Origin of the sequence: Kitasatospora misakiensis, from assembly GCF_042656005.1 — a bacterium.
Classification (GTDB): Bacteria; Actinomycetota; Actinomycetes; order Streptomycetales; family Streptomycetaceae; genus Kitasatospora; species Kitasatospora misakiensis.
This window is the reverse complement of sequence record NZ_JBHSOF010000034.1, coordinates 1-26,648: the sequence shown is the minus strand read 5'-3', so window position 1 is coordinate 26,648 and position 26,648 is coordinate 1. Positions and strand designations below refer to the sequence as shown.

Sequence of the window (26,648 nt, the reverse complement as noted above, 5' to 3'; positions counted from 1 at the left end):
CGCCTTGGCCGGCGTGTGCCGGCCGGTTGCGCCCGTGCGCCCTTGACGGTTCGTCAGTCGAGCGAAACGGTGAGGGGTGCAAGGATCCGCAACCGGCTTGGGTCTGGGACCGCGCCGTCCCGCACGGGCAGTACACCGTCCGACCAAGCCGTCCACCACCACCCGCCGGGCAGCCAGCACCATGTTCGTCCCCGTCGTCCCCGTCGTCCAGTGTCACCGAGGCCCGCAAGGCCCTCGCCGCCCGCCTGGTCGGCCTGCGCAAGGACGCAGGCCTGACCGGCGACGAGCTGTCCGCCCGCTGCGGATGGCACCCCGCCAAGACCTCCCGCATCCAGAGCGGCAAGTCCGCCCCTTCCGAGGACGACCTGCGCGCCTGGTGCACCGCCTGCGACGCCGACGACCAGGCCGCGGACCTCATCGCCGCCACCCGCGCGGTCGACTCCATGTACACCGAGTGGCGCCGCATGGAACGCAGCGGGCTGCGCGCCGCCCAGGAGTCCGTGGCCGCCCTCTACCGGCGCACCGACCTGTTCCGCGTCTACGCCAGCCGCGTCATGCCCGGCATGGTCCAGACTCCCGAGTACACCACCGCCGTCCTGCGTTCGATCCAGCGCGCCCGCGTCGAAGTCGACGACGTCGCCGATGCCGTGGAGGCCCGCCTGGAGCGCCAGCGGATGCTGTTCTCCGGCCGGCACCGCTTCGGCCTGCTCATCGAGGAGTGGGTGCTGCGCGCCGCGGTGTGCGACCCGGAGACGATGGCGGCCCAGCTCGGCCACCTGCTCGTCGTCTCCTGCAGTCCGTTCGTCAGCGTCGGCGTCATCCCGACCGGGTCCGACCGGCCGCACCTGCCAGTGGAGGACTTCTACATGTTCGACGAGGCCGAGGTGGCCGTCGAGTTGACCTCCGGCTACCTGCGGATCACCCAGCCGCGTGAGGTCGCCGACTACGTGCGCACCTTCACCGACCTGGCGTCCATGGCCGTCCACGGGGCCGGTGCCCGTCGGCTGATCACGGCGGCGATAGCCACTCTCGGGTGACTTCGCGCAAGATGGCGCAACCTCGTTGAGTGTCCGGCCGCTCACTCCCTACCGTCGACCTCGTCGCCCACCGTGATGGACCGGACACCCGATCCCCGGCGGGTGAGCAGGGGCGCCCCTCTACTCCTCCCGGGCCCCGGGAGGGCACCATCACAGCGACGACGAGGAGGTCGGTATGGACATCGACGGAGGCCACAGCAGCGGTGGCGGGGATGGGGGAGACGGGCACCCCGGCACGCCGTGGACGCCGCCGTCCGACCCGCCGTCCCCGGACGGCAGCACTCCGCCCGGGGACGGGGGACACCGCAAGTGACGCTCGCACCTGAGCAGGAGGACCGCCCCGCGCCGGGGCGGTCCTTCCCCGTCGCCGACGCGTGGGCGCCGGCCTTCGACGCCGTCCCGCGCTCGCTGTTCCTGCCGGACCTGATCTGGGCGCACGACATGGCCACCGGGAAGAGCCGGCCCCTGGCGCGGACCGGGGACGAGCCGGGCTGGCTGGCGGCGGCCGCCGCCGACATCCCGATCGTCACCCAGTGGGACGACGGCGAGCACCAGGGCGCCGAGCCCGGCACGGTGCCCACCAGCTCCACCTCGATGCCGTCGCTGGTCGCCTCCATGCTGGACGCCCTCCGGCTCGAGCCCGGGATGCGGGTACTGGAGCAGGGAACCGGCACCGGCTGGAACGCCGCCCTGCTCGCCCACCGGCTCGGCGACGCGAACGTCACCACCGTCGAGATCGACGCCGCCGTGTCCGCCCAGGCCCGCGCCGCACTCAAACGGGCCGGCTACCGCCCGACCGTCGTCTGCGCGGACGGCGCGCTCGGCTGGAGGGACGGCGCTCCGTACGACCGGATCACCGCGACGTACGGGCTGCGGGAGATCCCGCGGGCGTGGATCGAGCAGACCCGCCCCGGCGGGCTGATCCTGGCGCCCTTCGGCACCCACTACTCCAACGCCGACGCCCTGGTCCGCCTCACCGTGACCGGCGACGGCACCGCGAGCGGGCCGTTCCTCCAGCCGGTGGAGTTCATGAAGATGCGCTCCCAGCGCCTGCGCCGGCCGCAGAACCCGCCCAGCGGCGGCACCGTCGCCGACCACACCACCACCGCCGTCCTGCCACCGCACGGCAGGTTCGACCCGTTCCCCCTCGCCGCCGGTCTGCGCCTGCGCGATGTCGTCCACGCGATCCAGCCGCACGACGACGGAGCCCGCACCCTGTGGCTCTACTCCCTGACCACCCCGGCCTGGTCCGCCGCGACCTTCCGGGACGGCGAGGACGCGCACCCGGTCCGCCAGTACGGCGGGCGCCGCCTGTGGGAGGACTTCGAACAGACCCTCACCTGGTGGCGCCAAGCGGGCGAGCCCGGCGTCGAGCGTCTCGGACTGACCGTCACCCCGGACGGCTGGCACGCCTGGCTGGATCACCCGGCCCAGCCGATCTGACCCGTCCCGCCCACCCCGCCCATGCGAGTCCGGCCCGCGCGTCTCCCGTCGGTGGCCGGAATAGGCGGTGTCGCGGTGCTGTTGGCCACCGGTGATCGCTGACGATCACCGAATCGAGGGGGCCGCCATGAGTGGACCGATCACCGCTGTCGCCAGGCTGAAGGCCGCACCGGGGCAGGAGGAGCGCGTGCGGGCGCAGGCCCTGTCGCTGGTCGGGCCGACGCTCGCCGAGCCGGGGTGTCTGTTCTACCGCCCCTACCAGGACCCGCTCGACCCCGGCTCCTGGGTGGTCGTCGAGCAGTGGGCGAGCCGGGCGGAGTTCGACGCCCACCTGGCCGCGCCGCACATGGCCGAGGCCTTCGCCGCCGGCGCCACCTTGCTGGCCGGTCCTCCGGAGCTCCAACTCCTCGCCGATCTGGACTGACCGCCGCCCGCCCGGAGCGTGGTCGCCTGCCCGGAGTCCTTCCCGTCCCCACGCTCTTCTGCGGCTGGGCTTCACAGCGGCGACGTCTGGCGAAGCCCAGCCTCTCACGTGGTCTCGGCACGCCCGCAGGAGGAAGAGCGAGAGGTTCCCTATGTCGACATGTCGGCCAAGCCCGGGTTCACAGCCACCGCTTGGCCGCTTCGACGCTGTCGCCTCCGCTGGTGTTGAACGCGATCGCGGCCTTTGGCGCATGCCGCCGGACCAGATTCACGACCTGCTCGAACAGCGGCAGAAGCGGTTCCGGCTTGCGAATTCCGCCGCCGATGACGACGACGTCCCACTCGCGCTCGGACAGTGCGGTGACCATCGTGGACTCGGCCGACTCGTCCAACGCGATGAGCACCATGGACGCGTCGACGGCGTGTTCGCCAAACCGTGTCAGCTCCTGGTCGAGGGCCGCGCGGATGGGGGCGGGCTTCGGTCGGGATCGCCCGGTGTACCCGCCGTGTGGTCGGGATTCACCTCGGGCCGGTGTCGGTGAGGGTGGTGGACGTCGCCAGGTCGGCCGGGGGACGTGAAAGGGGCTCAGGCGCCGTCTCGGAGTGCTCCGTCGGCTGACCGGTACTGTTCGCGGGCGAGGTCGATCACGGTGCGTCCGATCTCGTGCAGCAGCGCGGAGACCTCCGTGGCGTCGAGGTAGATGTCCTCCGCGGCGAGGGAGAGGGTGAGTCTGTCCTCGTGGCTGGTCAGGTGCATCGCCATCTTGATCCGGTGCGGGCCGGAGTCGACGGTGTTCGGGTCGTGGTGGATCAGGGGCATCGCGGGCGGCTCGTCGTCGGGGTGCAGGAACGCGTCGGCGAGGTCGGGGCGCGGGGTGTGCGGGGCGGGGTCGGTGGCGAGGGCGCGCAGGTCGTTGAAGAAGATCGAGGTGTCGGCGCCGGCCTCCTCGATCAACGCCTGGACGGCGTCCGGGTCGTGGGGGCAGTGGCGTGCCGCGGTGCGGATCGCCCGGTCCACGGCGCGGATCTCGGCCGCGGTGTCCCCGGTGTCGCCCGCCGCCGCGATGTAGATGGGTTGGGCGCGGTGGCCGATGTAGGAGCGGGTGGTGGGTGACCAGCGGTTGGCGCATTCGACCTTGAACACCGTGCGCCCCACGCCCAGGACCCGGTGGATGGCGGTGGCGGCGGCGACGAGTGTGATCGCGCCGGAGGCGAAGAGGGCGAGTTTGCGTGCCAGGTATTCGTGGGCTGATTGGAAGGGGTCGGTGCTCAGGGATGCGGCCTGGGCCATCGGGGTGGCGGGTGAGTGGCGTGCGGTGCGCAGCGGGTTGTCGGCGGCGGCCTGGATGGCCGGGCGCATCAGTTCCAGTGCCCGCCGGCTGCGTTCGCGCCCGCTCGCGCCGCTCTCCTCGGCCGCGGCGGCGAGCGGGTCGAACACGACCGGCTCCGGCGTGCGCCCGGCGATGATCCGGTGCAGGTCCTCCACGACTGCCACGGTGCCGGCCCCGTCCAGGTTCACGTGCGGGGCGACGATCCCGATCAGGTGCGCGCCCGCGCCGCACACGCCCAGGGCGATCCGCACCGGCGTGTCCCATTCGAGGTCGAAGGGTTGGCTGGTCCAGGCGTTCAGGTGTGCCGAGAGCGCCTCTTCGCACCGGTCGGGATCGGCTTCGGCGATGATGTCCACGCCGATCCGCCCGCCCGCGTCGACGATCTGCTCCGCGACGCCGCCGAGGGGATCCAGCCGGAACCGGGTGCGCAGGGCGACGTGGCGTTCGATCAGGGTGCGCACGATCGCGAGCGCGTGGTCCACCGTCACCGGTCCGTCCTCGCCGGGGGGCAGGTAGCAGCGAAACTGCCGGTTCCATTCGTCGGCTGGGGCGACGCGTTGGATCTCGGCTCTGATGTAGCGCTGACCCCAGGTGGTGGTGAAGGTACCGCCGTTGTCCGCGTGGAAGGCGAGTTCGCGTCGCGCGGGGGCGGGTCCCGGGTTCATGCGCCTGCCTCTCGTTGGTCGGTGGACGGCGCAGGGGCGCGGACGGCGGCTCTCACCGCAACCGGGCCAGGACGCGCAGGTGGTCGAGGTCGCGCACGTCCGGCAGCTGCAGGTAGAAGCAGCCCACGCCGGCCGCCTCGATCCCGGCCAGCTTTGCGCGGACCTGCTCCACCGTGCCGATCTGTCCCCCCAGGTCCAGTGAGAGGTCCAGCCCGGCCCGCGCGGCCCGCCCGGCCAGGTCCGCCTCGTCCGCTCCGACGCAGGCCAGGTGCGCCGCGGAGATCGCGAGCGTGTCGGGATCGCGGCCTTGTGCGGCGCACTCGGCCCGCACCCGTCCCACCACCTGCTCGATGACGCCGGGGCGGGGGAACTCGATGTTGAACTCGTCGGCCCAGCGGGCGGCCAGGCGCAGGCCGCGCGGTTTGCCGTGGCCGCCGAGGATGATGCGCGGGGTGGGGGCGGTGGCCTGCGCCCCGGCGGGGCAGTCCTGGAGGCGGTAGTGCGGGCCGTCGTGGTCCAGGCGCGTGCCGGGTTCGGCGCGCCAGTAGCGGGTGAGGATCTCCAGCTGCTCCTCAAGGCGGTCGAAGCGGGTCACCACGTCCGGGAACGGCAGGCCGAAGGCCCGGTGTTCGGCCTCGTACCAGCCCGCGCCCAGCCCCACCTCCGTCCGGCCGCCGGACATCGCGTTGACCTGCGCGACGATCACCCCCAGCGGGCCCGGTGCCCGCAGCGTCGCGGGGGTGACCAGGGTGCCGAGGGCGATGGTGGAGGTCTCCCGGGCCAGGGCGGCCAGGGTGGTCCAGGCGTCCAGCGGGGGGACGAGGGCGGGGCGGCCGTGCAGGGGCAGGTAGTGGTCGGTGGTGAAGAAGCCGTCGAAGCCGAGCTGTTCGGCCAGGACGGCGGCCTCGCGCAGGTCGTCGTAGGAGGCGCCGTCCTGGGCCTCGGCCAGGATCCGCAGGCGCATCATCGGCCGCCTTCCGTCGCACCGGCACCGGCACCGGCACCGGCGCCGGCCGGTACGGGCCGGCGCAGCGCGGCGCGCAGCCTGGCGGCGATGCCCTCGGCGTCCAGGCCGGCCGCGCCGATCGCGTCCTCCCAGCCGCCGTAGCCGGACACGAACCGCGTGGGCAGGCCCATCCGGATCACCCTCGGCATGCGCGGGGCGGCCTCGACGGCCCGGCCGCCGCCCACCCCGTCAGAGTCGTCAGCGCCGTCAGAGTCGTCAGCCCCGACCGCGTCGTCGGCGTCGGCGTCGGAGAGGTGGTGCAGCAGTTCGGTGCCCAGGCCCCCGTCGCGCAGGTGCTCCTCGACCGTGACGACCACCGGGCTGCGCCGGACCCGCTCGATCAGCGCGGCATCCAGGGGGCGCACCGTGTGCACGTGCTCGACCGCGACCGACAGCCCCTCCTCGGCCAGGGCTTCGGCCGCCGCCAGGGCGTTGGGGGTGAGCGAGCCGAGCGCGACGATCGTCGCGTGCGCGCCGTCGCGGATCCGCGACGCCCGGCCGATCACCGGCGGCTCCAGGCCCGCGGCGATCGGGGCCGGTTCGTAGCGTGGGACCCGGAGGTAGGCGAAGATTCCGCCGCGGACGGCCTGGTCGGTCAGGGCCGCGGCCTCGGCCATCGAGGCGGGGGAGAGCAGGGTCAGGCCGGGGACGGTGCGTAGCAGTGCGAGATCGTCGACGGCGCAGTGGGTGGGGCCGAAGTGGTGGTAGGCCACGCCCGGGCCGGTGCCGAGCAGGACGACCGGCAGTTCGTGCAGGGCGACGTCGATCAGCACCTGTTCGAAGCAGCGGCGGGTGAGGAACGTGGCGATGGTGGAGACGACCGGGCGGGCGCCGGCGAGTGCCATTCCGGCGGCCATGCCGATCACGTTCTGTTCCTGGATGCCCTCCATGAAGAACTGGTCGGGCAGTTCGGTGCGCATGTCGGCGAGCAGGGTGGGGTTCAGGTCGGAGCCGATGAACACCACCCGCCGATCGTCGCGCGCCGCGTGGTGGACCGCGTCCCAGACCGTGGGCGTGCTCATGTGTCGGCTCCCTGTCGCCGCGTGTCGGTGTCGGCGTCGAGTGATCGCCACAGCGACTCCAGTTCCGTCTCGGTGAATCCGATGCGGTAGTGCCAGGTCGGTACGTTCTCGGCGAGGTCCAGGCCCCGGCCCTTGACGGTGTGGCAGATCACCGCGAGCGGGCGTTGCGGGGCGGGGCGGGGGGCCTGCAGGGCGGCGGCGATGGCTTGGGGGTCGTGGCCGTCGACTTCGGCGGTGTTCCAGCCGAACGCGGCGAAGCGGGCGGCGGGGGAGCCCGGGTCCAGGATCTGCGCGGTCGGGCCGGCCGATTGCAGGGTGTTGCAGTCGACCAGCGCGTGCAGGTGTGCCAGTTTGTGGTGGCTCGCGGACATCGCGGCCTCCCAGACGGAACCCTCGCCGAGTTCGCCGTCGCCGAGGACGACGAACACCCGGCCGCCGGAGCCCTGGCGGCGCAGTTCGAGGGCGATGCCGAGGCCGACGGACAGGCCGTGGCCGAGGGCGCCGGTGGAGCACTCGATGCCCGGGACCAGGGCGCGTTCGGGGTGGCCGCCGAGGCGGGAGCCGCGTTTGCCGATGGTGGCGAGTTCGGCCGGGTCGAGGTAGCCGTGTTCGGCCAGCAGGGTGTACTGGGCCAGGCAGGCGTGGCCCTTGCTCAGGATCACGCGGTCGCGCCCGGGGGCGTCCGGATCCTGCGGATCGTGCACGGCGACGGTGTCGTAGAGCGCGCGCATGATCTCCATGACGGAGAACGACCCGCCGACGTGTCCGCCGCCGGTGGCCACCAGCGAGGCCAGGGCGGTGCGGCGCAGGGCGAGGGATCGTTCGTCCAACGGTGCCCGGTTCACGGCGCTCCTTCCACGATGCGGTCGATTTCCTCGGCGAAGCCCTCCAGCAGCCGTGCGGCCGCCGCGGCCGGGATCATCCCGTCCCGGTAGCTCAGGCCGAGCGAGAAGCCGGACGGGAGGGAGGTGACGGAGGCGTCGAGGGTGTAGCCGCGCCGGTCGCGGCGGCCGTAGCCGTCGGCCGCCGCCACGTGCAGGCCCGCGAACCGAAGCGGCTCGCGTGCCCCGGACGGCTCGGGTGTTTGGGTGTCCTCGTTGACGTGCAGGACGAGGAAGGGCTCGTCGTCCGGCATCAGCCACTGCGTGGTGTGTTGGCGGGCGATCCGTTCGATGGGGTGGAACGCGTACGCCATCGAGTCCGCGACGGTGCGCGCGACCGCGCGGATCTCGGCCTCGCCGCGCCCGTGCGGTACCGGTGCCACCCGTGCCATGGTCAGGCCCGCGAGGGAGCCGACGGTGGTCGCGACGCCGGGGAGGTTGCGGTTGGCGGTGTACCAGTAGACGGTCACGTCGCGGGTCGCCGCGGCGCGTGCCGCGGCGCGGGTCAGGGCGAAGACGACGAGGGCGTGCAGCGTGGTGCCGTACTGGGCGGCCCGCTCCCGCAGCGCGCGGCCGGTGGCGGCCGGGCGGGTGCGTACCAGCAGGACGTCGCCGGCGGCCCGGTCCTGGCCGGGGCCGGCGAGGTCGGGGTGGGCGTAGGGTCGCCAGATCGGTCCGTCGCCGATCTGGCGGCGCCAGTGTTCCTCGGCGGCGCGGCCCTGCGCGTCCTGGCACAGGGCGTTCTCCAGGCGGGCGAAGTCGTGGCCCTCGATGTCGCCGCTCGGCGCGGGCGCGGGTACGGGCGTGGGCGCGGGCGCGGGTGCGGGCTCGGCGGTGCCGGTCGCGCGTCGGGAGTACTCGTCGGCGAGGGCGTTGTTCAGGACGTGGCAGGAGACGCCGTCGCTGACGATGTGTTCCACCGTCACCCACAGCTGGTGGTGGTCTTCGCCGAAGTCGGCGAGCAGGAAGCGGGCGAGGCGTCCGGAGCGCAGGTCCAGGGGCCGCCAGGCCAGGTCCAGTACCTCGGCGGGGTGCAGGTGCCGGGCGTCCACCGGTTCGAGGCCGTAGGAGGCGGGTTCGACCTGCTGGGCGTAGCCCTCGTCGGAGATCCGGAAGCGGGTGCGCAGGGCGCTGTGGCGGGTGACGACCGCGTGCACGGCCGCGTCGAGGGCGTCGACGTCGAGCGGGCCGCGCAGGTCGAAGCCGGCGAGGAGCAGCTCGGCGTGGGCGCGGAAGGCGGGCCGCCCGGACTGTTCGGCCAGGCGCAGCCGTTCCAGCCGCGAGGCCTGGTTCTCGCTGACCGGCCGCCACCGCGTCGACGCCTCCGCCTCCGCCGTGCCTGTCGTGTCCGCCCCGTCCGCCCGGGTGGTCAAGGCGTCGGCGAGGTCCTGCGGGCTCGGGTGTCGGAAGATATCGGTGAAGGTGATCGTCCGGCCGGTCGCGGCCGAGGCCGTGCGGGCGTAGATCTCGGCGTGCAGCGACGTTCCGCCGGCCGAGAAGAACGATGTCTCGGGGGTGGCCCCGGATACGCCGAGTACCGCTTCGAGGGTCTCGACCAGCACGGAGGTGAGGTCGGCCACGGTCATCCGCTCCTTCGTTCGAGCCAGGCCGCGCGGATCGCGGCGACCTGGACCTTGCCGCTGGTGGTCACCGGCAGCGACCCGGCGTCGACGGTCTCGACATGCGCCACGATGACGCCGAGCCGCTCCAGGACGCGGGCGCGGACCGAGGCGGTGAGCGCCGCCCGGTCCTGGACGCCGGGCACCGTGAGGCCGGGCACGGTCTCGGCGACCACGACCACCTCCTGCCGGTCCGCCACCCGGTCGTCGACGAACGCCGCCGCGCGGCCCGGCCGCAGTCCCGCCACGCTCGCGCAGGCGGCGACCAGGTCGTGCTGGAAGAGGTTGACGCCGTTGAGCACCATCGCGTCGTCGGCCCGGCCGAGGACGAACACCTCGCCGCCGTGCAGGAAGCCGAGGTCGCCGGTGGGCAGGGCCCGGCCCGGCTCCCGCTTCGCGCCGTGCAGGTAGCCGCGCATCACCTGGGGGCCGTGGACCTCCAGCTCGCCGACGACGCCCTCGCGTCCGCCCGCGCCCGCCACGGTCACCGAGGTGTCGGGCACCGGCGGCCCGCTGGAGAGCAGTTCCCGGCCGCCCGGATCAGGCGCGACCACCTCGCCGGGCCGCAGGGTGGCGGGGCTGACCCGCAGCCGGCGCGGGCGCGTGCCGGGCGTGCTCGCGGTGACGGTGAGCGTGGCCTCGGCCATGCCGTAGGAGGGGCAGAAGGCCTCGGGCCGAAAGCCCGCAGGGGCCGCGAACGCGGTGAAGGCGTCCATCGTCTCGGGCCGTACGACCTCGCCGGCGCTGCGCGCGATCCGCCAGCGGCTCAGGTCCAGGCCGTCGAGGTCGGCCGGCGCGATCCTGCGCACGCAGTGCGCGTAGGCGAAGTCCGGGGCGCTGGAGAGGGTGGCCCGGTGCGTGTGGACGGCGCGCAGCCAGCGGATCGGCTCCGCGATGAAGTCGCCGGGGCGCAGCAGTACCGAGGGGTGGCCGGAGAACAGCGGCCGGATGACGGCGGTGATCAGCCCCATGTCGTGGTAGAGCGGGACCCAGCTGACCGCGACGTCGTCCTCGTGGTCGCCGTAGACCGCGCGCGCCTGCCGGCAGTTCGCCTCCAGCATCGCCGTGCTCAGCACCACGCCGCGGGGGCGCTTCGTCGATCCGGAGGTGTACTGCAAAATCACCGGCGCGTCGGCGTCCCTGGTCGCGGCCGGGGAGTGCACGGGCTCGGCGGCGGCCAGTTCGGCCGGGTCCACGGACGCGACGGCGGCCAGGCCCTCGATGCCCTCGATCGCGGTGCGCCGCAGCGTCTCGGCGGGGGTCTCGATCAGCGCGCTGGGCGCGCAGTCGGCCCACACCCCGGCCAGCCGGTCGGCGTAGGCGCCGTCGCGACGTCCGCGCGGGGTGGGCAGCACCACGGCGACGCACCCCTCCGCAGCCACCGCGAGCAGCGCGGCCACCAGGTCCGGCCCGCCGGGCAGGGACAGCGCGATCCGCTCCCCGGCGGCCGTGCGCCGGGCCCGCAGCCCGCCGCGCATCGCCGCGACCCGCCGGGCGAGTTGGTCCCAGGTCACGGCGACGGATCCGTCGGGGTCCTCGGCGACGAAGGCCGGCGCGTCAGGCCGCCGGGTGGCGGCGGTTCGGAGCCAGCCGTGAAGGGAGTTCACCGAGGATCCTCGGTCCGGTCGGAGCCACCGGCGGCGTGTCCGCCCCTTTCCCGCACGATCTCCTGGACCCTTCGGGGTGTGCCGGCGTCGAGCAGGTCCCACAGTTCCAGTTCGACCCCGTACTCCTCGGCGATCCGGGCCAGGAGCGTGGTCGCCCGCAGCGAGTCGACGCCCGCCGCCACCAGGTCGTCGTCCGGGCCGATCGGGGTCTGCAGCACCGACGCCCACAACCGCAGGTATTCGCTCTCGGGTTCGGTGAGCGTGGAGAACATGTAGCTGGCGTGGCCCGCGTAGTCGAAGCCGGAGTCGTGGGGGCCTTTGAGGCCGTGCATCACCAGCGACCAGGTGGCCTCGAAGAACCGGACCGTCCATTTCGCCGATTCCAGCTCCGCTACGGCCTGCGCGCCGTCGAGCCCGTGGGCGTCGAGTCCGTAGGCGTCGAGCAGCAGGGCGTCCGCGCGTGCGTCGAGGCCGCCGGCCATCGAGAGTGTGGCCAGGTCGTAGAGGCCGTCGCCGAGTCCGGCGAACTCCCAGTCCACCAGGTAGAGCTGCTTCCCGGCGGCCAGGATGTTGTTCTCCCACAGGTCGTTGTGGCTGAGCGCCACCACGGCGCGCTCGGCGCTCGCCGCTTCGACGTCCGCGAGGCGCCGCAGCGCGTCGCCCGTCCACGGCGGAAGCTCCAGGCCGCTGCGCCGGGCGTCGTCCACCAGGTGCCTGATGCGGCGGAAGACCGCGCCGCCCGGCCGGTCCGGCAGTCCCGGCAGTGCGCTGATGGAGTGCAGTCGGCGGACCAGTTCGCCCAGGCGGCGCAGCATGGCGGGGTCGTTGAGCTCCGCCCGCTCGGGGGCGCGCGCGTCCTCGATCCAGGGCGTCACCATGGTGCCGGTCGAGGCGTCGTGGTACAGCAGTTCGGGGGAGAGGCCCGCCGAGGCGGCGGCCCGGGCTGCCGCGGCCTCCTCCACCCGGTCGATGCCCAGGTGCGCCGCGCTCGCCGGATCGGCCAGCCGCACGGCGTAGCGCTGCGCGGATCCGCCGGTGCTGACCACCCAGATGCTGTTGTTGAGGCTCCGCACCCCGGTCTGCGCCTCGACTTTCAGGCCGTGGGCGTCGGCGAACAGGGGGATGGAGGCGATGGCCTCGTGGATCGCCGTGCTCATGGGTGCCCTTCCGGGGTGTCGGTGAGTGGGGCTGTGGGGGTCGACGCGGTGTAGGCGACGAGGGTGGCGTCGCGGTCCTCCAGGCAGGCCCACGGCCCGACCGAGGCGCGCAGCCGTACGGCGGCCTCCAGCACCGTGGTCGAGGGGGTGCCGGTGAGTCCGGCGTACGACTCGATCGCGCCGGTCAGGCAGGTCGCGAGCAGGTCCAGGGAGTGCTCGCCGCAGCGGGCGGTGTGCTCGGCCACGGTGAAGCGCAGGCCCTGCGGGTCGCGGTCGATGTGGAGGACTGTCGTCGGCGAGGTGGGCGGTGCGGCCGGGGCCGGGGCGGGCGGCAGGGGGCTGTGGTCGCGGATGTCCAGCCGGTAGTGCGGCCGCTGGCGCCCGATCGGGTCGGGCCCGAGGGCGGCCGGGTCCACGGGCAGGTGGCCCAGTGCCTCGCGGTAGGTACGGTCCAGGGCGCGCGCCCAGTCGTCGGCGGCGAGATCGCGGGCCGAAGTGAGGTCGAGGACGAGCGGCACCGTGACCGAGAGCGGCCCGACCAGGCGCCGCCGCTCCTCGTCGTCGCGCTGCGGGTGGGCCTCGGCCGCCACGATCTCCCCGTGGGCCCAGACCGCTTCCTCGGCGCGGAAGAAGGCCGCGCGCAGCAGGTTGGGCCAGGAGACGCCGATGGCAGTCGCGTGGGCGAGGAACGCGCGGGCCGTCGCGGCGTCCACCGCGCCGCCGGCCCGGGCCCACCGGTGGTGCGCGCCCGCTCGCGGCACGACGGGCCGGCCGGTGAACGGCTGGTCGAGCAGGCCGCGGAAGTACTGGGCGTTGGCCCGCAGCCGCGCGCGGGTGCGGGGGTCGTCCTCGCGCGTGGCGACCGCGGCGAGGGAGGGTGCCGGACGCCACGCCGGGGGGCGGCCGGTGCGGGTCGCGGCGACGGCCGCGGCCAGGTCCCGGGCGAGGATCTCCAGCCCCGGCCGGTCGCTCAGCGACGGGCAGACCCGCAGGACCAGGCGCCGGGCGGGCGCGTCGTGGAGGGCGAACCAGCGCGGCCGCTCCTCGGGCCACGACGCGGGCGCCTCCGCGCGGAACTCCACCTCGGGGGCGTCGAGGACGAACTGGAAGTCGCCGGCGGCGGGCGCGCAGACCGTGCGCAGCGCCTCGTGGCGGCCTACCACGGCCGCGAGCGCGTCCCGTGCCTGACCCAGCGTCAGGTCATCGGTGTCGACGGCGACTTCGCCCCACTGGGGCGGCGTCGAGAGGTGGGTGCGCTGGCCCGCGAGCAGCGGGATGCGGTGCGCCAGGGTTGCCGTCATCGGCTGTCGGCCTCCTCGCCGGTGTAGCGCAGGACGAACAGCGGCCCGTCCTCGGCGTGGACGCGGTCGGTGTCCGGCAGGGCGACCACGGCGTGGCCGCCCTCGATCCGCCAGGTCAGTGCGTGCGGGTGGCCGAGCAGCTCGAAGCGGCCGCCCTCGCGCACGGTCGCGCCGGTCGGCAGGCGCAGTTCGGTTGCCGGTCCGGGGGGCGCGGCGACGTGCAGGGAACCGTCCGCGCCGACGGTGAACCTCAGTGCTCCGGCAGCCGGAATCTCCCAGGTGCTGCTGCCGTACACGGCCTCGCCGTTGACGGCCAGCCAGCGGCCGATGGCGCGCAGCCGTTCGGCCTGGGCCGGCGGGATGGTGCCGTCCGCCCGCGGCCCGACGTTGAGCAGCAGGTTGCCCCCGTGCGCGACGGTGTCCACGAGGGTGGCGATCAGCTCGGCCGCGCTCGCCAGGTGGGCCTCGTTCTCCTGGTCGTTGTGGCCGAAGGAGATGCCGATCGCGCAGCAGGCCTCGTAGGGCGCCTGGGGCCCGCCGGCGGCGTGTCCGTGCCCGTACTCGAAGCTGCGGAAGTCGCCGTGCGCGGCGGATCCGGCGCGGTCGTTGACGGCCACGCCTTCGGGCGCGGTGGTCGCCGAGGCGTTGTAGAAGTCCGCGATGACCTGGTTCGAGCGGAAGTAGGCGTCGTCGCCGGGCAGGTCGAACCAGAGGATGGAGGGCCGGTAGCGTTCGACCAGTTCGGTGATCTGCGGGATCACGTGGTCGGTGGCGTAGTCCCCGATGGGCCGGTAGCCGCGGTAGGGCACGGGCGCGCCGGTGAAGGCGTTGCGGGCCTCGCGCCGGTGGTTGAAGGCGAGGTCGAACAGCGGCTCGTCCGCGTCGGCCGCCCGACCCGGGCGGGGGGCCGGGTTGAACCATTCGGCCATCGCGTAGAACAGGCCCGTGCGCAGCGGGGATCCGGCCGCCGCCGCGGTCAGCTCGCCGACGATGTCCCGGCGTGGGCCGAGCGCGCCGGTGTGCCGGTCGGTGGTGGCGCTCGGCCACAGGGCCACGCCGTCGTGGTGTTTGGCGACCAGGACCAGGTAGCGGGCCCCGGCCTCGCCGAACAGCTCGATCCACGCCTTGGGGTCCCAGGCCTCGGCCCGCCACCGGTCGATCAGGTCGTCGTAGGTGACGTGCTCGCCGAACTCGCGGCGGTGGTGCTCCAGGTGCGGGTGGCCGGACTGGGCGGCGAAGCCGGGGATGTGGCGCCGCAGTTCCTCGGGCGTCACCTGCTGGTAGAACCAGTACCACTCGGCGAAGCCGTAGAAGGAGTGCTCCGGGCAGGCGAAGGCGGGCACCGAGTACGGCCCCCAGGTGACCATGATCCCGAACTTGGCCTCGCGCCACCACGGCGGGGCGGTGTGCTCGGCGAGCGAGGCGGCCGTCGGCAGGTACCCGGGCGTTGGCTCGGTCGTGGGCTGGTCCCCGGACGCCCGTCCGGCCGTGGGCGGGTCCCCGGGCGTCGGCCCGGTCGGCGTCACCACGGCAGCGGCCCGTCGAGTTCGAAGAAGCCCCCGGACGGCCCGTCGTCCCCGAGCGTGGCCAGCTGCGCGATGACGCGCGCGCCCTCGGCCGGCGGCTGCCCCTGGAAGCCGCTCACGTGCGTGGCCGAGGTGCCGGGGGAGGCCGCGTTGACCTTGATGTGCCGCAGGTGCGGATCCGCGCGCAGCATCAGGTCCGTCTGCACCGTGATCATGTTGAGGGCGGTCTTGGACGCCGCGTAGGCCAGGATCGGCAGTGCGGGCAGGCCGGATCCGGCGAAGGCCGAGGCCCGGGCGAGCGAGCCGCCACCGCTGGAGACGTTCACGATGCGCGCGCTGCTGGATTTCCGCAGCAGCGGCAGCGCCGCCTTGGTGACCAGCGCCGGGCCGAACGCGTTCACCTGGAAGATCCGCTCCAACTGGTCGCGGGTGACCTCGGCCGCCGAGGCCGTGTCGGTGATCCCGGCGTTGTTCACCAGGACGTCCAACGCCGCGTGGCGCTCGGCGACTTGGATGAAGGCCTCGTCGATACTGCGATCGTCGCGCACGTCCAGGCGCACCGAGTGGACGGCGCCGAACGGGGCGAGTTCACCGAGGGCCCGCTCGCCCTCCGCCACGTCGAACACCCCCAGTACGACGGCGAATCCGCGTCCGAGCAGGGCCCGCGCGGTCTCCAGACCGAGACCGCGCTCCGCGCCGGTCACCAGGGCGGTTCGCAATGAGATTCCCCCCTCCGGGATTGAACGCTGAATGAGCATCAGTCATCGGATGTATCGGCACTTTAGTCGAAGCTGTGAACGACCTGTCAAGGGCACAATGCCGCGTCTCACTCCCCGGGTTGAGGCTTGACAGGGGTCTGGTGGCACCTCATGGTTGGTAATAAGTCCGCAGCCTCATTGATTCATCCGATGTCTTTCGAGGAGGGTCATGTCCATCACCGTCTCGCGCGACCGACATCACCGGTATTCGGTGGTGGCCAGCGGCGAGGCGCTCGCGCCGACGGGCCCACTGCGGAGGGTGCTTCAGGAACACACGGGCGAACAGCTCGTGGTGGTGGACGAGGCGCTCTGGCCCACGTACGGGCCCGCGATCGAAGCCCTGCTGGCCGAGAGCGCGCACCGGATCCTGCGCCTGCCCGCCGGCGAACAGAACAAGACCCTCGACGCCACGCTGCGCGTGGTCGAGGCGATGGACGCCTGCCGGATACCGCGCCGCTCCAGCCCCGTCCTGGCCATCGGCGGCGGTGTCCTGTGCGACCTGGTCGGCTTCGCCGCGAGTATCTACCGCCGTGGTGTGCCCTACATCCGTGTGCCCACCACGTTATTGGCGCAGGTGGACGTCTCGGCCGCGATCAAGACCGGTGTCGACCACAACGGTTTCCGTAACCGGCTCGGGACGTTCTGGCCCGCCGCGTTGACCGTCGTGGACCACGGCTTCCTGGCCACCCAGACGTCCGAACAGATCTCCCAGGGTCTCGGTGAGGTGTTCAAACTCGCCCTCATCGCCTCCGAGGACCTCTTCGCTCGACTCGCCCGGCTGCCCGCGGACTGGAGTCCGCAGTGGTTCGCCACCAGCGCCGACGCCGCCGCGTTGATGCGTCAGGCCCTGGAGCTGATGGTCGCCGAGCTCAGCGACGACCTGTGGGAGGACAACCTCGCCCGCCGCGTCGACTTCGGCCACAGTTTCAGCCCTCTGATCGAGATGCGTACCGGCCTGCACCACGGTCACGCCGTCGCTCTGGATTGTCTGCTCGGTGCGAGTATCGCTGCCGGGCGAGGTCTGCTGGCCACCGAGACCCTCCCGCACATCGCCGCCGTGATGCGGCGCTGTGCGCTGCCGGTGCGCCATCGAGCGTTCGAGGACGTCGACGAACTCTGGACGGCGCTCGCCGAGGTGGTGCATCACCGTGACGGTGCCCAGCACTTGCCGGTCCCGATCGACCTGGGCAAACACGCCTTCCTGGAAGACCTCACCAGGGCCGAACTGGCTGCCGCTGTTCGCCGGCTGCGACGGGCTGTGTGAGCGTGCGCCCCTTCGTGCGTGTCTTGGGTCGTTATGGGGAGTTGTTGGTGGTTGCGGGTTGGCGTCGTTTGGCGGTTTTGGTTGGTGTTCATGTGGTGCAGGCGGTGTTTCCGGTGTTTTTGGTGGGTGCTTTCGCGGGTGTTTTCGATGCGGTGGATCGTCCGGGTGGTTCGGGGCGTTCTGGTGTGGTGTTGTCTGCGTTGCTTCTGCTCGGTGTTCTGCTTGCTGTTCAGCGGGTGTTGGAACTCGCTGTCGATCCGGTGCAGTCGTGGTTGGTGCGTGGTATCGATGTGGCGTTCCGTGATCGTGTGATTCGGGCGTTGTATCGGCCGGCGACGATCGAGCACGGTGAGACGTCGACGATGCGTGGCAATCTGGCGGTCCTTGGTGATGATCAGCGTGGACACACTCCCGCGAACGCGCTCGCGGCCGCTGTGTCGCTCACGGCCAAGGCGTTTGCTTGTTGTTGGTGTCTGGTGATCGTGGCGGAGCGTTCCGTGTGGGCGGCTTTGGTGGCGGCGGTGACGTTGGTGTTGCGTCGTCGGTTGCAGCAGCGTTCTTTCGGTTACCTCTACGAGTCCTGGGGTTTGGTCGGGGTGCCCGCGCGTTGGTACGAGTATTGGCGGCAGTTCCACATCGATCCGGCCGCGGCGAAGGAGTTGCGGGTGTTCGGTCTCGCGGACTGGTCGCTGGGTCGTTTCCTGGACGCGGCCGCGGCGCGTTTCGAGCCGGTGACCCGGGGTCGGCGTCGGGCCAGTCGTACCAGTTGGCTTCCCTTCACGATCGGTGCCGCGGGTATGTTCGCCGCGTTGGCGCTGGTGGTGACGCGTCACGACCTGTCGGGCGCCGCGCCGGTGTCGGCGTTGGCGGCGATTCTTACGGCTTGGCGTTTGGCGGAGCCCGGGGGTGAGAACCTCGCGATCGAACACGCCCGGCCGTTTCACCGCGCGGCGACGGAGGTCCTTGAGGTCAGTACGCGTCGTGCCGAGGCCGAACGCGTTCGCCGGCAGGGCGCACCCGTTGTGGCGGTCGTTTCCGCTGCCCCGCCGCGGCTGCGTTTCGAGGATGTCGGTTTCCACTATCCCGGTACCGACGCCGGCGTTCTGTACGGCGTGGACCTCGATATCGCGCCCGGCTCGACGCTCGCTCTGGTGGGCCCGAACGGTGCGGGTAAGTCCACGGTCACCAAGCTCCTCACCCGCCTGTACGAGCCCACTACCGGGCGGGTCACGGTCGACGGCGCCGACCTGCGCCACGTCGACGCCACCGCTTGGCGTGGGCGTGTCGCGGTCATGCTGCAGAACTTCGTCCGCTACGAACTGTCGCTGCGGGCGAACGTCGTGCTCGGCGCACCGGAACGCCGCCACGATCGGGAGTTCATCGACGCCGTCCTGCCGGAACTCGGCCTGGAGGACCTGCTCGCCAGACTGCCCGACGGTTGGGACACCCGCCTCGGCACGGGCGGTGACGGCGGCGTGCAGCTCTCCGGCGGCGAGTGGCAGCGTGTCGGCCTGGCCCGCGCCGCGTTCGCCGTCCACGCCGGACGCGACATCATCGTCCTCGACGAACCCACCGCCCACCTCGACGCCGAAGCCGAGGCACTCGTCCTCGGCCAACTCGCCCGACTCACCGCGTCCGCCACCGTGATCATCGTCTCGCACCGCCTCGCCACCACCCGCCGAGCCGACCGGATCGTCCTGCTGAGCTCCGGCACCGTCGCCGAATCCGGCACCCATGACCAGCTGATCGCCCTCGACGGCGGCTACGCCCGCATGTACGCCGCGCAGGCCGAGCACTACCGCGCCGACGAAGACCCCACCGGCGCGCCCGCGGACGCGGACGCGCACGCGGACACACCGGAGAACGCGAGCACACCCGAGGACGCACGCGGGAACGCGCACGCACCTATGGACGCGGGCGTGGGCGCATCCCAGGTCAAGAACGCACCCGGGAACGCGGACGCACCCGGGAACGCGGACACACCGGAGAACGCGAGCACACCCGAGGACGCACGCGGGAACGCGCACGCACCTATGGACGCGGGCGTGGGCGCATCCCAGGTCAAGAACGCACCCGGGAACGCGGACGCACCCGGGAACGCGGACGCACCCGGGAACGTGGACACACCGGAGAACGCGAGCACACCCGAGGACGCGGACGCACCCGCCCCCGCGCACGTACCCGGGAACGCACCCGTGCTGCCGGTCAGGGACCGCCCGTGAAGACGATCCGCCGTAATCTGGTCCTGCTTCGTGAGACGGCCCGGATTCTGTGGGCCATCCGGCGTCGTGAGTTCCAGTTCCTGATCCTGTGTTGGGTGGGCCTCGCGCTCTGCCAGCCGTTGCTGGCCTGGTTCCTGCGTGATCTGATCATCGCCGTCACCGACGGGCACACCGCCGAGGCCCTCGGCTATGCCGCCGCCGCCACGTGCGCTCTGGCGCTGTCGGCGCAGGCTTTGTTCCAGAGTTACCTGTTGCGTATCGAGATCCTTGAACAGGCCGGCCTGGGTCTGGCTACCCGCCTGTTGCGGGCGGTGGCGGAGCGGTTGGGTGTGGACCATCTCGAGGATCCCGACACGCTGGACCGGATCCGGATCGGGCTCAACGGCTGGGTGGTGGTGTCGGCGTTCACCGGCGGTGCCCAGCTTCTGGTCGTCGCCGCCGGCCTGGCGTTGACGTTGCCCGCGATCGGTACCGGGCCGGGCCTGTCGATGCTGCTGGTGCCGCTGTGTCTGCCGCTGGTCTACGCTTCGGCCCGCGCGTTGGAGCATTCGGCGCGGGCCGAGGACGGGGCCTCGCGGTGGGAGCGGACGGCGCACAGTCTGCTCGCGACGGTCGTGGACCCGGCGGCGGGTAGCGAACTGCGGGTCAGCGGTGCGATGCCGGCGGTGTTGGAGGAGTACCACCGTCATGCCGACCGCGGCGCGTCGATCCGTCTGCGCGGCCAGGTGGCGGCGGGGCGCGCGCTCGCGGTGGCCTGGCTGGTGCTGAGCGCCGGTTTCATCGCGATCCTCTACGTCGGTATCGGGCGCGCCGCGATGCCGGCGGCGGACACCGTTCCTCTGATCACGGTCTGTCTGCAGTTCCAGGGCATCGCGGTGGCGATGGTCAACGGCACCGCCGAGGTCGTGCGGGGCGGCCGGGTGGCGCGCATCCACGAGTCGATCGTGGACGAGGTGCGCCGTGGTGACTCCGCCGCCGGTGCGGCCGGCGACCTGCCGGTCCGGTTGGCCGGCGGGATCTCGCTGCGGGGGGTGGGCCTGCGCTATCCGCGCGCCGCACGCGACGCCCTGAGCGGCCTCGATCTGGATCTGCCGGCCGGGTCCCTGGTGGCGGTGGTCGGCGCCCACGGGTCCGGGAAGTCCAGCCTCGTCAAGGTCCTGACGGGCATGTACGAGCCCACTGCCGGCAGTGTCACGGTGGAGGGCCGGGACCTGGCCTCCTGGGGGGTGCGGGCCTGGCGCACCCGCACCAGCGCGTGTTTCCAGGACTACGTCCGCCTGCCCACCACCATCCGCGAGGCGGTCGGCATCGGCGACCTGAGCGCGCTGGACGACGACGCCAGGATCCTCGCGGCCGTCGGACTCGGCGGCGCCGACGAGGTGCTCGCCCGCCACCGGGGCGGGCTGGAGACCCGGCTCGGCGGCGCCGGGGAGGGCACGGACCTGTCCGGCGGACAGTGGCAGCGCCTGGCGCTGGCCCGCTCGTGCATGCGCCCGGACCCGCTCCTCGTGGTCCTCGACGAGCCCACCGCCTCGCTCGACCCGATCGCCGAGCACCGGATCTTCGAGCAGAACGCCGCCCTGGCCCGGCGACGCGCGGCGGCCCACGGCACGATCACGCTGGCCATCACGCACCGCTACTCCACCGTCCGTTCGGCCGACCTGATCGTGGTGCTGCGCGAGGGCCGCCTCCACGAGGCGGGCACGCACGAGGAGCTCATGGCGCGTGGTGACGTGTACGCGCGGATGTACATCCGCCAGCGCGACGCCCTCCTCGATCCCACGCCCGACCCTCCGACCGACACCTCGACCGACCCCCCGCCCGACCCGACGTCCGACTTCACGACCGACCCCGCGCCCCGCACGCCTGCCCCTATGACCCGCGCACCTGCCCCGCCCGCCGGGGCGGGCAGCGCATGAGCACCCCGGGAGAGACCTTGGAACCGACCCCCACGCCCGTGCCCACGCCCGCCGCCCCTGTGCCTGCGCCCGTGCCCGCCGTGCCTGAGTCCGCCGCGCCCGCGGCTGAGGCCGCCGTGCCCGAGGGCGCCGTTCCTGCGTCTGCCGCGGGGGAGTTGTCGCGCACGGTGTTGGACGCCGCCGCCGAGGCGCTCGAGGTCTTCGGCGACTACGACACCGGCCGTTTCGCCCTGACCCTGAGCGGCTCGATCAGCAAGGGCACCTCGGATGCCCTCTCCGACGTCGATTTCCGTTTCTACTCGGACAAGCCGCGCCCGGACGCGGGCCCCGGCTGGGAGGCCCGGTGGCAGGCGCTGCGTCGGCGGTGGGACGAGCGCGGCGTGGTCCTGGACGAGCCGTGGTTTCGGACCGTCGGGGAGGTCGACGCGTGTGTGGACTCCTGGCTGGCCGGTCACGGTGTGCCCGACGATCTGATCTGGACGGTGTGGGGCTACCATCCGCTGGCCGACCTGGCCCGGCAGGTGCCGATCTATGACGCGCACGATCTGGTCGGCCGGTGGCGTTCGCTGCTGGTGCCGTATCCGGACGCGGTCCGGCTGGCGACGATCCGCCGTCACCTGCCGGCGTTGTTGTACTGGCGGGGCGACTACCACTACCGCAACAAGGCGCGGCGCGGGGACCTGGTCTTCCTCGCCGGGCTGACCACGAAGCTGGTGCACCACGTCGTCCAGGTCCTGGCCGCGCTGAACCGCGCGTACTACCCCGGTGACGGCAACAACCTGCGCCTGCTCTCCACACTTTCGATCCTCCCGTCGAAGGCCGAGGAACGGATCACGCGGATCCTCTACCCGGCGCAGGCGGCCGCGGACCTGGTCGGCCAGCGCGAGCAGCTGATCGCCCTGATCGACGAGACGGCGGCCCTGGTGACGGCCGAGTTCCCGGACCAGGACTGGTGGGGCCATGACCACTGAGACACCCACCACTGAGCCGGCCGATGAGGCATCCACCGACGAGACGCCCGCCACGGTGACACCCACCGGTGAGACGCCCGCGGGGCGTTGGATCCCCTGTGAGGAGGACGCGTCGGGCCACAGTTTCGGCTCCGAGGAGCTGGCCGCGGTGACCGAGGTCCTGACCTCCGGGCGGTTGCTGTCCGATTCCGGGGGCTTCGTCGGCCGGCTGGAGGAGGCGTTCGCCGCCCGTTACGGCGCCGCGGGCGCGGTGGCCTGCTCTTCCGCGACCTCCGGCATCCAGGCCGCGCTCGTCGCTCTCGGCCTGCCCCGGGGCGCGGAGGTGATCACGACTCCGCTCACCGACATCGGTGGTGTGGCGCCGATCGTGGCGGCCGGCCTGGTGCCGGTCTTCGCGGACGTCGACCCGGTCACCGGCAACCTGGACCCCGCCTCCGTCGAGGCCGCGGTCGGCCCGCGTACCGAGGCGATCGTCGTCACCCACCTGGTCGGCAAACCGTGCGACATGACCGCCCTGGCCGCGATCGCCGAACGCCACCGCCTGCTGATCGTCGAGGACTGCGCGCAGGCCTACGACGCCCGCCACGCCGGCGTCCCCGTCGGTACCTTCGGCGCGATCGCCTGCTACAGCACCCAGCAGACCAAGCACATCTCCGCCGGCGAGGGCGGGCTGATGCTGGTGAACGACCCGGGCCTGATCGCCCCCGTCCGCTCGTGGATCAACAAGGGTGTCGAGGGCGGCGTCCGCTCCCGCACCGAGGACCACCCGATCGTGGGCGCCAACGCCCGCATGACGGAGCTCCAAGCCGCCGTGCTGTGCGCGCAGTTGGACAAGCTCACCGGCTTCGTCACCGCCCGCATCACCCGCGCGCGGGAACTGTCCGCCGCCCTCGCCGACATCCCCGCACTCACCACGCCGAGCAGCGGCGTCGGCGAGGTGCAGACGTACTGGAAGTACCTGCTGAGCGTCGACCCGCACCGCCTGCCGGGTGTACGGGAGCGCCTGGACGCCGAACTCGACGCGCGACGGGCCGTCGTCCAGCCCTGCTACCTGCACCTGCCGCTGTTCACCAAGAGCCTGTTCGACCGCCACGCCGTACGGCTGGTCGGCGAGAGCGCCGCGGCCACCGGCCGGCGCCCCGCCACGGCGGAGGGCTTCGACGGCATGCGCGGGTTCACCGACCGGGCCGTGGTGCTGTGGTGGAACGAGCGGATCGGCGCGGCCGATGTCGCGCGGATCGCGGACCTGGTCCACACGGTCGTGGCGAAGGGCTGAGGGGCGATGGCCTTGATCGGACTCGACCAGCGGCTGCGCGACCTCGCCCGCGACCGTCCCGCCCGCGCCGCGCTCATCACCGTGGACCACCTCGGCGCCGAGGAGACGCTGACCTGGCGCGCCCTGGACGAGGCCAGCGCGCGGGCGGCCGGCCGGCTGCCCGCGCGCGGCACGGCGGCGGTGCTGGTGCCCGCCCCGACCGGCGCCCGGGCCCTGGTCGACCTGCTCGCGGTGCTGCGGGCGGGGCTGACCGCGCTGGTCACCGAACCGGCCCTGCCGCGTGCGGCCGTCGAGGACGCCGCCCGCGCGATCGCCGAACGTACCGGCCAAGCCGTGACCGGCCTCGACGCCACCGTCCTGGCCCCCGCACCCCGCCGGGGTGTCGCCTTCGGGCCGGGCGGCGGGGGTGGTGCGGTGCTGCTGACCGGCGGCACCTCCGGCACCCCCAAACCGGTGCTGCGCCCCGGCGCACCCGCCTGGGACGGGGCCAGGGGCGCGCCGCTGCTCTACCAGCAGACCGGATGGCGCCCCGGCCAGGCCCACCTGGTGGCCGGCGCCTGGTCGCACGCCGCCCCCTATACCCACCTGGTCGAGGCGGTCCTCAGCGGCAACACGATCCTCGCCCCGCGCCTGTTCGACCCGGCCGTCGTCCTCGCCGCGATGGCCCGCCACCGCCCCGCGTGGACCCAGCTGACACCCACCCACATGCACCTGCTCGCCCCCCTGCTGGCCGGCGCCCCGCACGCGCTCGGCGCGCTGCGCGGCGTCCTGCACACGGCCGGACCCTGCCCGCCGCGTACCCGCCACGCCTGGATCGACGCGATCGGCGCCGAGCGCCTCTTCGAGATGTACGCCTCCACCGAGGGCATCGGCGTCACCCTGTGCCGGGCCGACGAATGGCTGCGCCGCCCCGGCACGGTCGGGCGCGGCTTCTTCACCCGCGTCCGGATCCTCGACGAGCCCAGCGGCGAGGTGCTTCCCGCCGGCGAACTCGGCACGGTGTACATGCGTACCTCGGCGCCCCCGACGCTCACCCTCACCGCCGGCCCGTCCGACCGGGACGGTTTCCGCACCGTCCACGACCTCGGCCGCCTGGATGGGGACGGCTACCTCTACCTCGAAGGCCGCGCCGACGACATGGTCGTCATCGGCGGCGAGAACGTGCACACCGACCGCGCCACGACCGCCCTGCGCGACCACCCCGCCGTCGCCGACGCCGCCGTCGTCCCCGTCCCCGACGACACCCTCGGCACCCGCCTGATCGCCCTCGTCGTCCCCCGACACCCCGACACCGGCCACCCCACCCCCCTCGACCTGACGACCCACTGCCTCACCCGCCTCTCCCCCCGCGAAACCCCCGGCGAGTTCCGCCTCGTCCCCACCCTGGCCCGCACACCCGCCGGCAAACTCCACAAGGACACCCTGCGCCACCTGATCGCACCACCCCGATAACACCGCCGCGGGGACGAGACGCTCACGGCTTCCCCGGAGCAAGCTGGACCTCCTCAACCCGCCGACTCCTCCCCGCCGTTGAGCCGGGAGGCCCGCGGGCAGCTCCAGCGCACCACCATCCCCACCGAGGAGAACCACGCCCATGAGCGCCACCGAAGCGAGACGCCCGAGCCGTTCAGCAGGATCAAGGTCCGCGTCACCGGCCTGGTCTTCTGCGGCACGGATGTCGCGCTGCTGCGACGGGACCGGGCCGACTCCGTGCACTACACCACCATCGGCGGCAACGTCCACGACGGCGAGGACTACCGCGAGGCCGTCCTGCGCGAGCTCGAGGAGGAACTCGGCCTCGGCCCGCGACCTGGCCTCCACCGCCCCGGAGCTGATCTGGATGGCGGACGCCCGGATCACCCGCCCCGGCCCGACCCCGCCGCCCCGCAAGTTCCACCTGATCTACCGCCTCCACGTCACCCCTGAGGTCCGCGCCCGCCTCGCCACCCAGGAGTTCGACGAACTCCCCGACGGCAGACACGAACTCGGCACCGTCGAGTGGCACGACTACCGCACGGTCGACGCCCTCCCGCTCTTCCCGCCCATCGGCAGGCAGATCGCCCAGCTCGACACGCCGACCGCCCCGGTGCACAGGTTCGAGCTCGAGCCGATCACGGACGAGAACTACACCTGGATCTGACCCGCACCACCCCGGCGCTCCGGCCGACCCGAGAACCTCACGGAGCCGTTCGAGGAGCGGCGACTCCAGGGGGGCGCGCGAGCCCCGACGGTGCACGAGCCGACCCGCATCGCACCAAGGCCGCTGCGCCGCGCCACGAGGGTGCGGGCGTCCGGAATCGTGAGTGATGTGCGGACCTGGGGCAACGAATCCCGGGGAATCGTCATAAGATTATGAATCCCTATCGGCCGCCCGGTTCGTCCGGGTGGCCTATAGGGGGACCGTGCGCTTGAGGCTGCCTGGGAAGCTGCCCGCGTTGGATGCCCGCCTTTTGGGATCGGAGTTTGGGTTTGGAAATTAGTATCCCCAGGCTCGAGGCCGTCGCGCTTGTCGAGGCCCTGCTGATGGAAAGGCAACAGGCCGGGAAAGAGCTGGCGGTCATCGGGGTCCGTGAGACCCCTGTGGGGTGGATCGTCGCCTGGCATTCTGCCCGATTCAAAAATAATCCCACGCCCGACGGTGAAGACGGAAGAATCTATCAAATCCCGGGAGAAACTTTTCGAACCGAAGACTGGCAGGCGATGTTCCGTGAGCAATTCAAGGGGATCCGGCGACCGGACGAACTTGTCGAGTCCACGCGTGCGGCGCTCCAGGAAGGTGGGCAGATCGCGGCGGTCCGCCACCTGAGAAGATGTGCACCTGCGCTCAACCTGTCCCAGGCAAGAGAGTATGCTCTGGCAGTTCAGCGGGAGGGGTATCCGCCAGACGACCTTCTGTCTCTGACCCGAGAACCTGAAATCTGCCCGCGGTTCCCCATTCTGAGGGTCGCTGGGCCTGCAATCTGAGACCGCGCCCTGCGCGGTGAGGCCGAGCGGACGTCCGCGGCGGCAAAGGGATTACGGTAGTGCGAGCGCGGGCCGTGACGGCGGTGGGCCTTGTCATGCCGGGACCCTGGGCCCGCACCCCAAACGCGGTGGTGGGCAAACCGGGATCTGTGCACCCGCGGGCGTTACGGGGCCGGTGCCGCGGCGGCTGGCCGGGTGCTCGCTCACCTGCTGGTGGCCTCGGAAGGCCGGCCGGTGATCGTCCCGGGCGGCGTGG

General features: G+C 72.7%; 24 protein-coding genes. 12 read left to right on the top strand and 12 right to left on the bottom strand.

All coding sequences use genetic code 11. The annotated features are described in order from the left end of the window. The first annotated feature begins 26 nt into the window (after nucleotides 1-26). From ACFP3U_RS23775 to ACFP3U_RS23765, 3 genes are all read left to right on the top strand, one after another. Nucleotides 27-1,037, top strand: a complete 1,011-nt coding sequence (locus tag ACFP3U_RS23775) for a helix-turn-helix domain-containing protein (RefSeq protein ID WP_380227655.1) — start codon at nucleotides 27-29, stop codon at nucleotides 1,035-1,037. Between the two features lie 309 nt (nucleotides 1,038-1,346). After that, nucleotides 1,347-2,480, top strand: a complete 1,134-nt coding sequence (locus tag ACFP3U_RS23770; protein WP_380227654.1) for a methyltransferase domain-containing protein — start codon at nucleotides 1,347-1,349, stop codon at nucleotides 2,478-2,480. A gap of 127 nt (nucleotides 2,481-2,607) precedes the next feature. Then, on the top strand, nucleotides 2,608-2,904 hold the full coding sequence (locus tag ACFP3U_RS23765; protein ID WP_380227653.1) for a putative quinol monooxygenase: 297 nt from the start codon (nucleotides 2,608-2,610) through the stop codon (nucleotides 2,902-2,904). Between the two features lie 178 nt (nucleotides 2,905-3,082). Here the strand turns inward: ACFP3U_RS23765 and ACFP3U_RS23760 are convergent, their stop codons facing one another. From ACFP3U_RS23760 to ACFP3U_RS23710, 11 genes are all read right to left on the bottom strand, one after another. Beyond that, nucleotides 3,083-3,370: a hypothetical protein gene (locus tag ACFP3U_RS23760; RefSeq protein WP_380227720.1), complete on the bottom strand. Its 288-nt coding sequence runs from the start codon at nucleotides 3,368-3,370 to the stop codon at nucleotides 3,083-3,085. A gap of 119 nt (nucleotides 3,371-3,489) precedes the next feature. After that, nucleotides 3,490-4,899: a hypothetical protein gene (locus ACFP3U_RS23755; RefSeq protein WP_380227652.1), complete on the bottom strand. Its 1,410-nt coding sequence runs from the start codon at nucleotides 4,897-4,899 to the stop codon at nucleotides 3,490-3,492. 52 nt (nucleotides 4,900-4,951) lie between these two features. Then, complete coding sequence (locus ACFP3U_RS23750; RefSeq protein WP_380227651.1) at nucleotides 4,952-5,866, bottom strand: TIGR03560 family F420-dependent LLM class oxidoreductase; 915 nt, start codon at nucleotides 5,864-5,866, stop codon at nucleotides 4,952-4,954. Beyond that, nucleotides 5,863-6,927, bottom strand: coding sequence for a transketolase family protein (locus ACFP3U_RS23745; RefSeq protein ID WP_380227650.1), 1,065 nt, complete (start codon nucleotides 6,925-6,927; stop codon nucleotides 5,863-5,865). The genes ACFP3U_RS23750 and ACFP3U_RS23745 overlap by 4 nt, the downstream gene beginning before the upstream one ends. Next, nucleotides 6,924-7,772, bottom strand: a complete 849-nt coding sequence (locus tag ACFP3U_RS23740; protein WP_380227649.1) for a transketolase — start codon at nucleotides 7,770-7,772, stop codon at nucleotides 6,924-6,926. The genes ACFP3U_RS23745 and ACFP3U_RS23740 overlap by 4 nt, the downstream gene beginning before the upstream one ends. After that, complete coding sequence (locus tag ACFP3U_RS23735) at nucleotides 7,769-9,394, bottom strand: condensation domain-containing protein (RefSeq protein ID WP_380227648.1); 1,626 nt, start codon at nucleotides 9,392-9,394, stop codon at nucleotides 7,769-7,771. Before ACFP3U_RS23735 ends, ACFP3U_RS23740 begins: the two co-directional genes overlap by 4 nt. Next, nucleotides 9,391-11,034, bottom strand: a complete 1,644-nt coding sequence (locus ACFP3U_RS23730; protein WP_380227647.1) for an AMP-binding protein — start codon at nucleotides 11,032-11,034, stop codon at nucleotides 9,391-9,393. Before ACFP3U_RS23730 ends, ACFP3U_RS23735 begins: the two co-directional genes overlap by 4 nt. Continuing rightward, nucleotides 11,031-12,191, bottom strand: a complete 1,161-nt coding sequence (locus tag ACFP3U_RS23725) for a phosphotransferase (RefSeq protein ID WP_380227646.1) — start codon at nucleotides 12,189-12,191, stop codon at nucleotides 11,031-11,033. The genes ACFP3U_RS23730 and ACFP3U_RS23725 overlap by 4 nt, the downstream gene beginning before the upstream one ends. Beyond that, on the bottom strand, nucleotides 12,188-13,492 hold the full coding sequence (locus tag ACFP3U_RS23720; protein ID WP_380227645.1) for a hypothetical protein: 1,305 nt from the start codon (nucleotides 13,490-13,492) through the stop codon (nucleotides 12,188-12,190). Before ACFP3U_RS23720 ends, ACFP3U_RS23725 begins: the two co-directional genes overlap by 4 nt. Beyond that, nucleotides 13,489-15,021, bottom strand: coding sequence for an alpha-L-fucosidase (locus ACFP3U_RS23715; RefSeq protein ID WP_380227644.1), 1,533 nt, complete (start codon nucleotides 15,019-15,021; stop codon nucleotides 13,489-13,491). Before ACFP3U_RS23715 ends, ACFP3U_RS23720 begins: the two co-directional genes overlap by 4 nt. Further along, nucleotides 15,015-15,737, bottom strand: coding sequence for an SDR family NAD(P)-dependent oxidoreductase (locus ACFP3U_RS23710; protein ID WP_380227643.1), 723 nt, complete (start codon nucleotides 15,735-15,737; stop codon nucleotides 15,015-15,017). The genes ACFP3U_RS23715 and ACFP3U_RS23710 overlap by 7 nt, the downstream gene beginning before the upstream one ends. A gap of 208 nt (nucleotides 15,738-15,945) precedes the next feature. Between ACFP3U_RS23710 and ACFP3U_RS23705 the strand changes: the two genes are divergently transcribed. The 6 genes from ACFP3U_RS23705 (at nucleotide 15,946) to ACFP3U_RS23680 (ending at nucleotide 24,880) form a co-directional block, all read left to right on the top strand. Then, entirely contained in the window at nucleotides 15,946-17,040 is a 1,095-nt protein-coding gene (locus ACFP3U_RS23705; RefSeq protein ID WP_380227642.1) for a sedoheptulose 7-phosphate cyclase, read from the top strand. Further along, a complete protein-coding gene (locus ACFP3U_RS23700; RefSeq protein WP_380227641.1) occupies nucleotides 17,037-19,262 on the top strand; it encodes an ABC transporter ATP-binding protein in 2,226 nt (741 codons plus the stop codon). Before ACFP3U_RS23705 ends, ACFP3U_RS23700 begins: the two co-directional genes overlap by 4 nt. Next, nucleotides 19,259-21,181: an ATP-binding cassette domain-containing protein gene (locus ACFP3U_RS23695; protein WP_380227640.1), complete on the top strand. Its 1,923-nt coding sequence runs from the start codon at nucleotides 19,259-19,261 to the stop codon at nucleotides 21,179-21,181. Before ACFP3U_RS23700 ends, ACFP3U_RS23695 begins: the two co-directional genes overlap by 4 nt. A gap of 167 nt (nucleotides 21,182-21,348) precedes the next feature. Continuing rightward, nucleotides 21,349-22,152 (top strand): DUF4037 domain-containing protein, encoded by an 804-nt coding sequence (locus ACFP3U_RS23690; protein ID WP_380227639.1) that lies wholly within the window; start codon nucleotides 21,349-21,351, stop codon nucleotides 22,150-22,152. Beyond that, nucleotides 22,142-23,428 (top strand): DegT/DnrJ/EryC1/StrS family aminotransferase, encoded by a 1,287-nt coding sequence (locus ACFP3U_RS23685; RefSeq protein ID WP_380227638.1) that lies wholly within the window; start codon nucleotides 22,142-22,144, stop codon nucleotides 23,426-23,428. The genes ACFP3U_RS23690 and ACFP3U_RS23685 overlap by 11 nt, the downstream gene beginning before the upstream one ends. Nucleotides 23,429-23,434: 6 nt before the next feature. Next, nucleotides 23,435-24,880, top strand: a complete 1,446-nt coding sequence (locus ACFP3U_RS23680; RefSeq protein WP_380227637.1) for an AMP-binding protein — start codon at nucleotides 23,435-23,437, stop codon at nucleotides 24,878-24,880. 53 nt (nucleotides 24,881-24,933) lie between these two features. Here ACFP3U_RS23680 and ACFP3U_RS23675 read toward each other — a convergent pair whose 3' ends face one another. Continuing rightward, nucleotides 24,934-25,080 (bottom strand): hypothetical protein, encoded by a 147-nt coding sequence (locus tag ACFP3U_RS23675; RefSeq protein ID WP_380227725.1) that lies wholly within the window; start codon nucleotides 25,078-25,080, stop codon nucleotides 24,934-24,936. On the opposite strand from ACFP3U_RS23675, the gene ACFP3U_RS23670 reads away from it, so the two are divergent. The 3 genes from ACFP3U_RS23670 (at nucleotide 25,064) to ACFP3U_RS23660 (ending at nucleotide 26,392) form a co-directional block, all read left to right on the top strand. Next, nucleotides 25,064-25,354: an NUDIX domain-containing protein gene (locus ACFP3U_RS23670; RefSeq protein WP_380227719.1), complete on the top strand. Its 291-nt coding sequence runs from the start codon at nucleotides 25,064-25,066 to the stop codon at nucleotides 25,352-25,354. The genes ACFP3U_RS23675 and ACFP3U_RS23670 overlap by 17 nt on opposite strands. After that, nucleotides 25,269-25,568 (top strand): hypothetical protein, encoded by a 300-nt coding sequence (locus tag ACFP3U_RS23665; protein ID WP_380227636.1) that lies wholly within the window; start codon nucleotides 25,269-25,271, stop codon nucleotides 25,566-25,568. The genes ACFP3U_RS23670 and ACFP3U_RS23665 overlap by 86 nt, the downstream gene beginning before the upstream one ends. Before the next feature lie 329 nt (nucleotides 25,569-25,897). Continuing rightward, nucleotides 25,898-26,392, top strand: coding sequence for a hypothetical protein (locus ACFP3U_RS23660; RefSeq protein ID WP_380227635.1), 495 nt, complete (start codon nucleotides 25,898-25,900; stop codon nucleotides 26,390-26,392). Nucleotides 26,393-26,648: the final 256 nt, after the last annotated feature.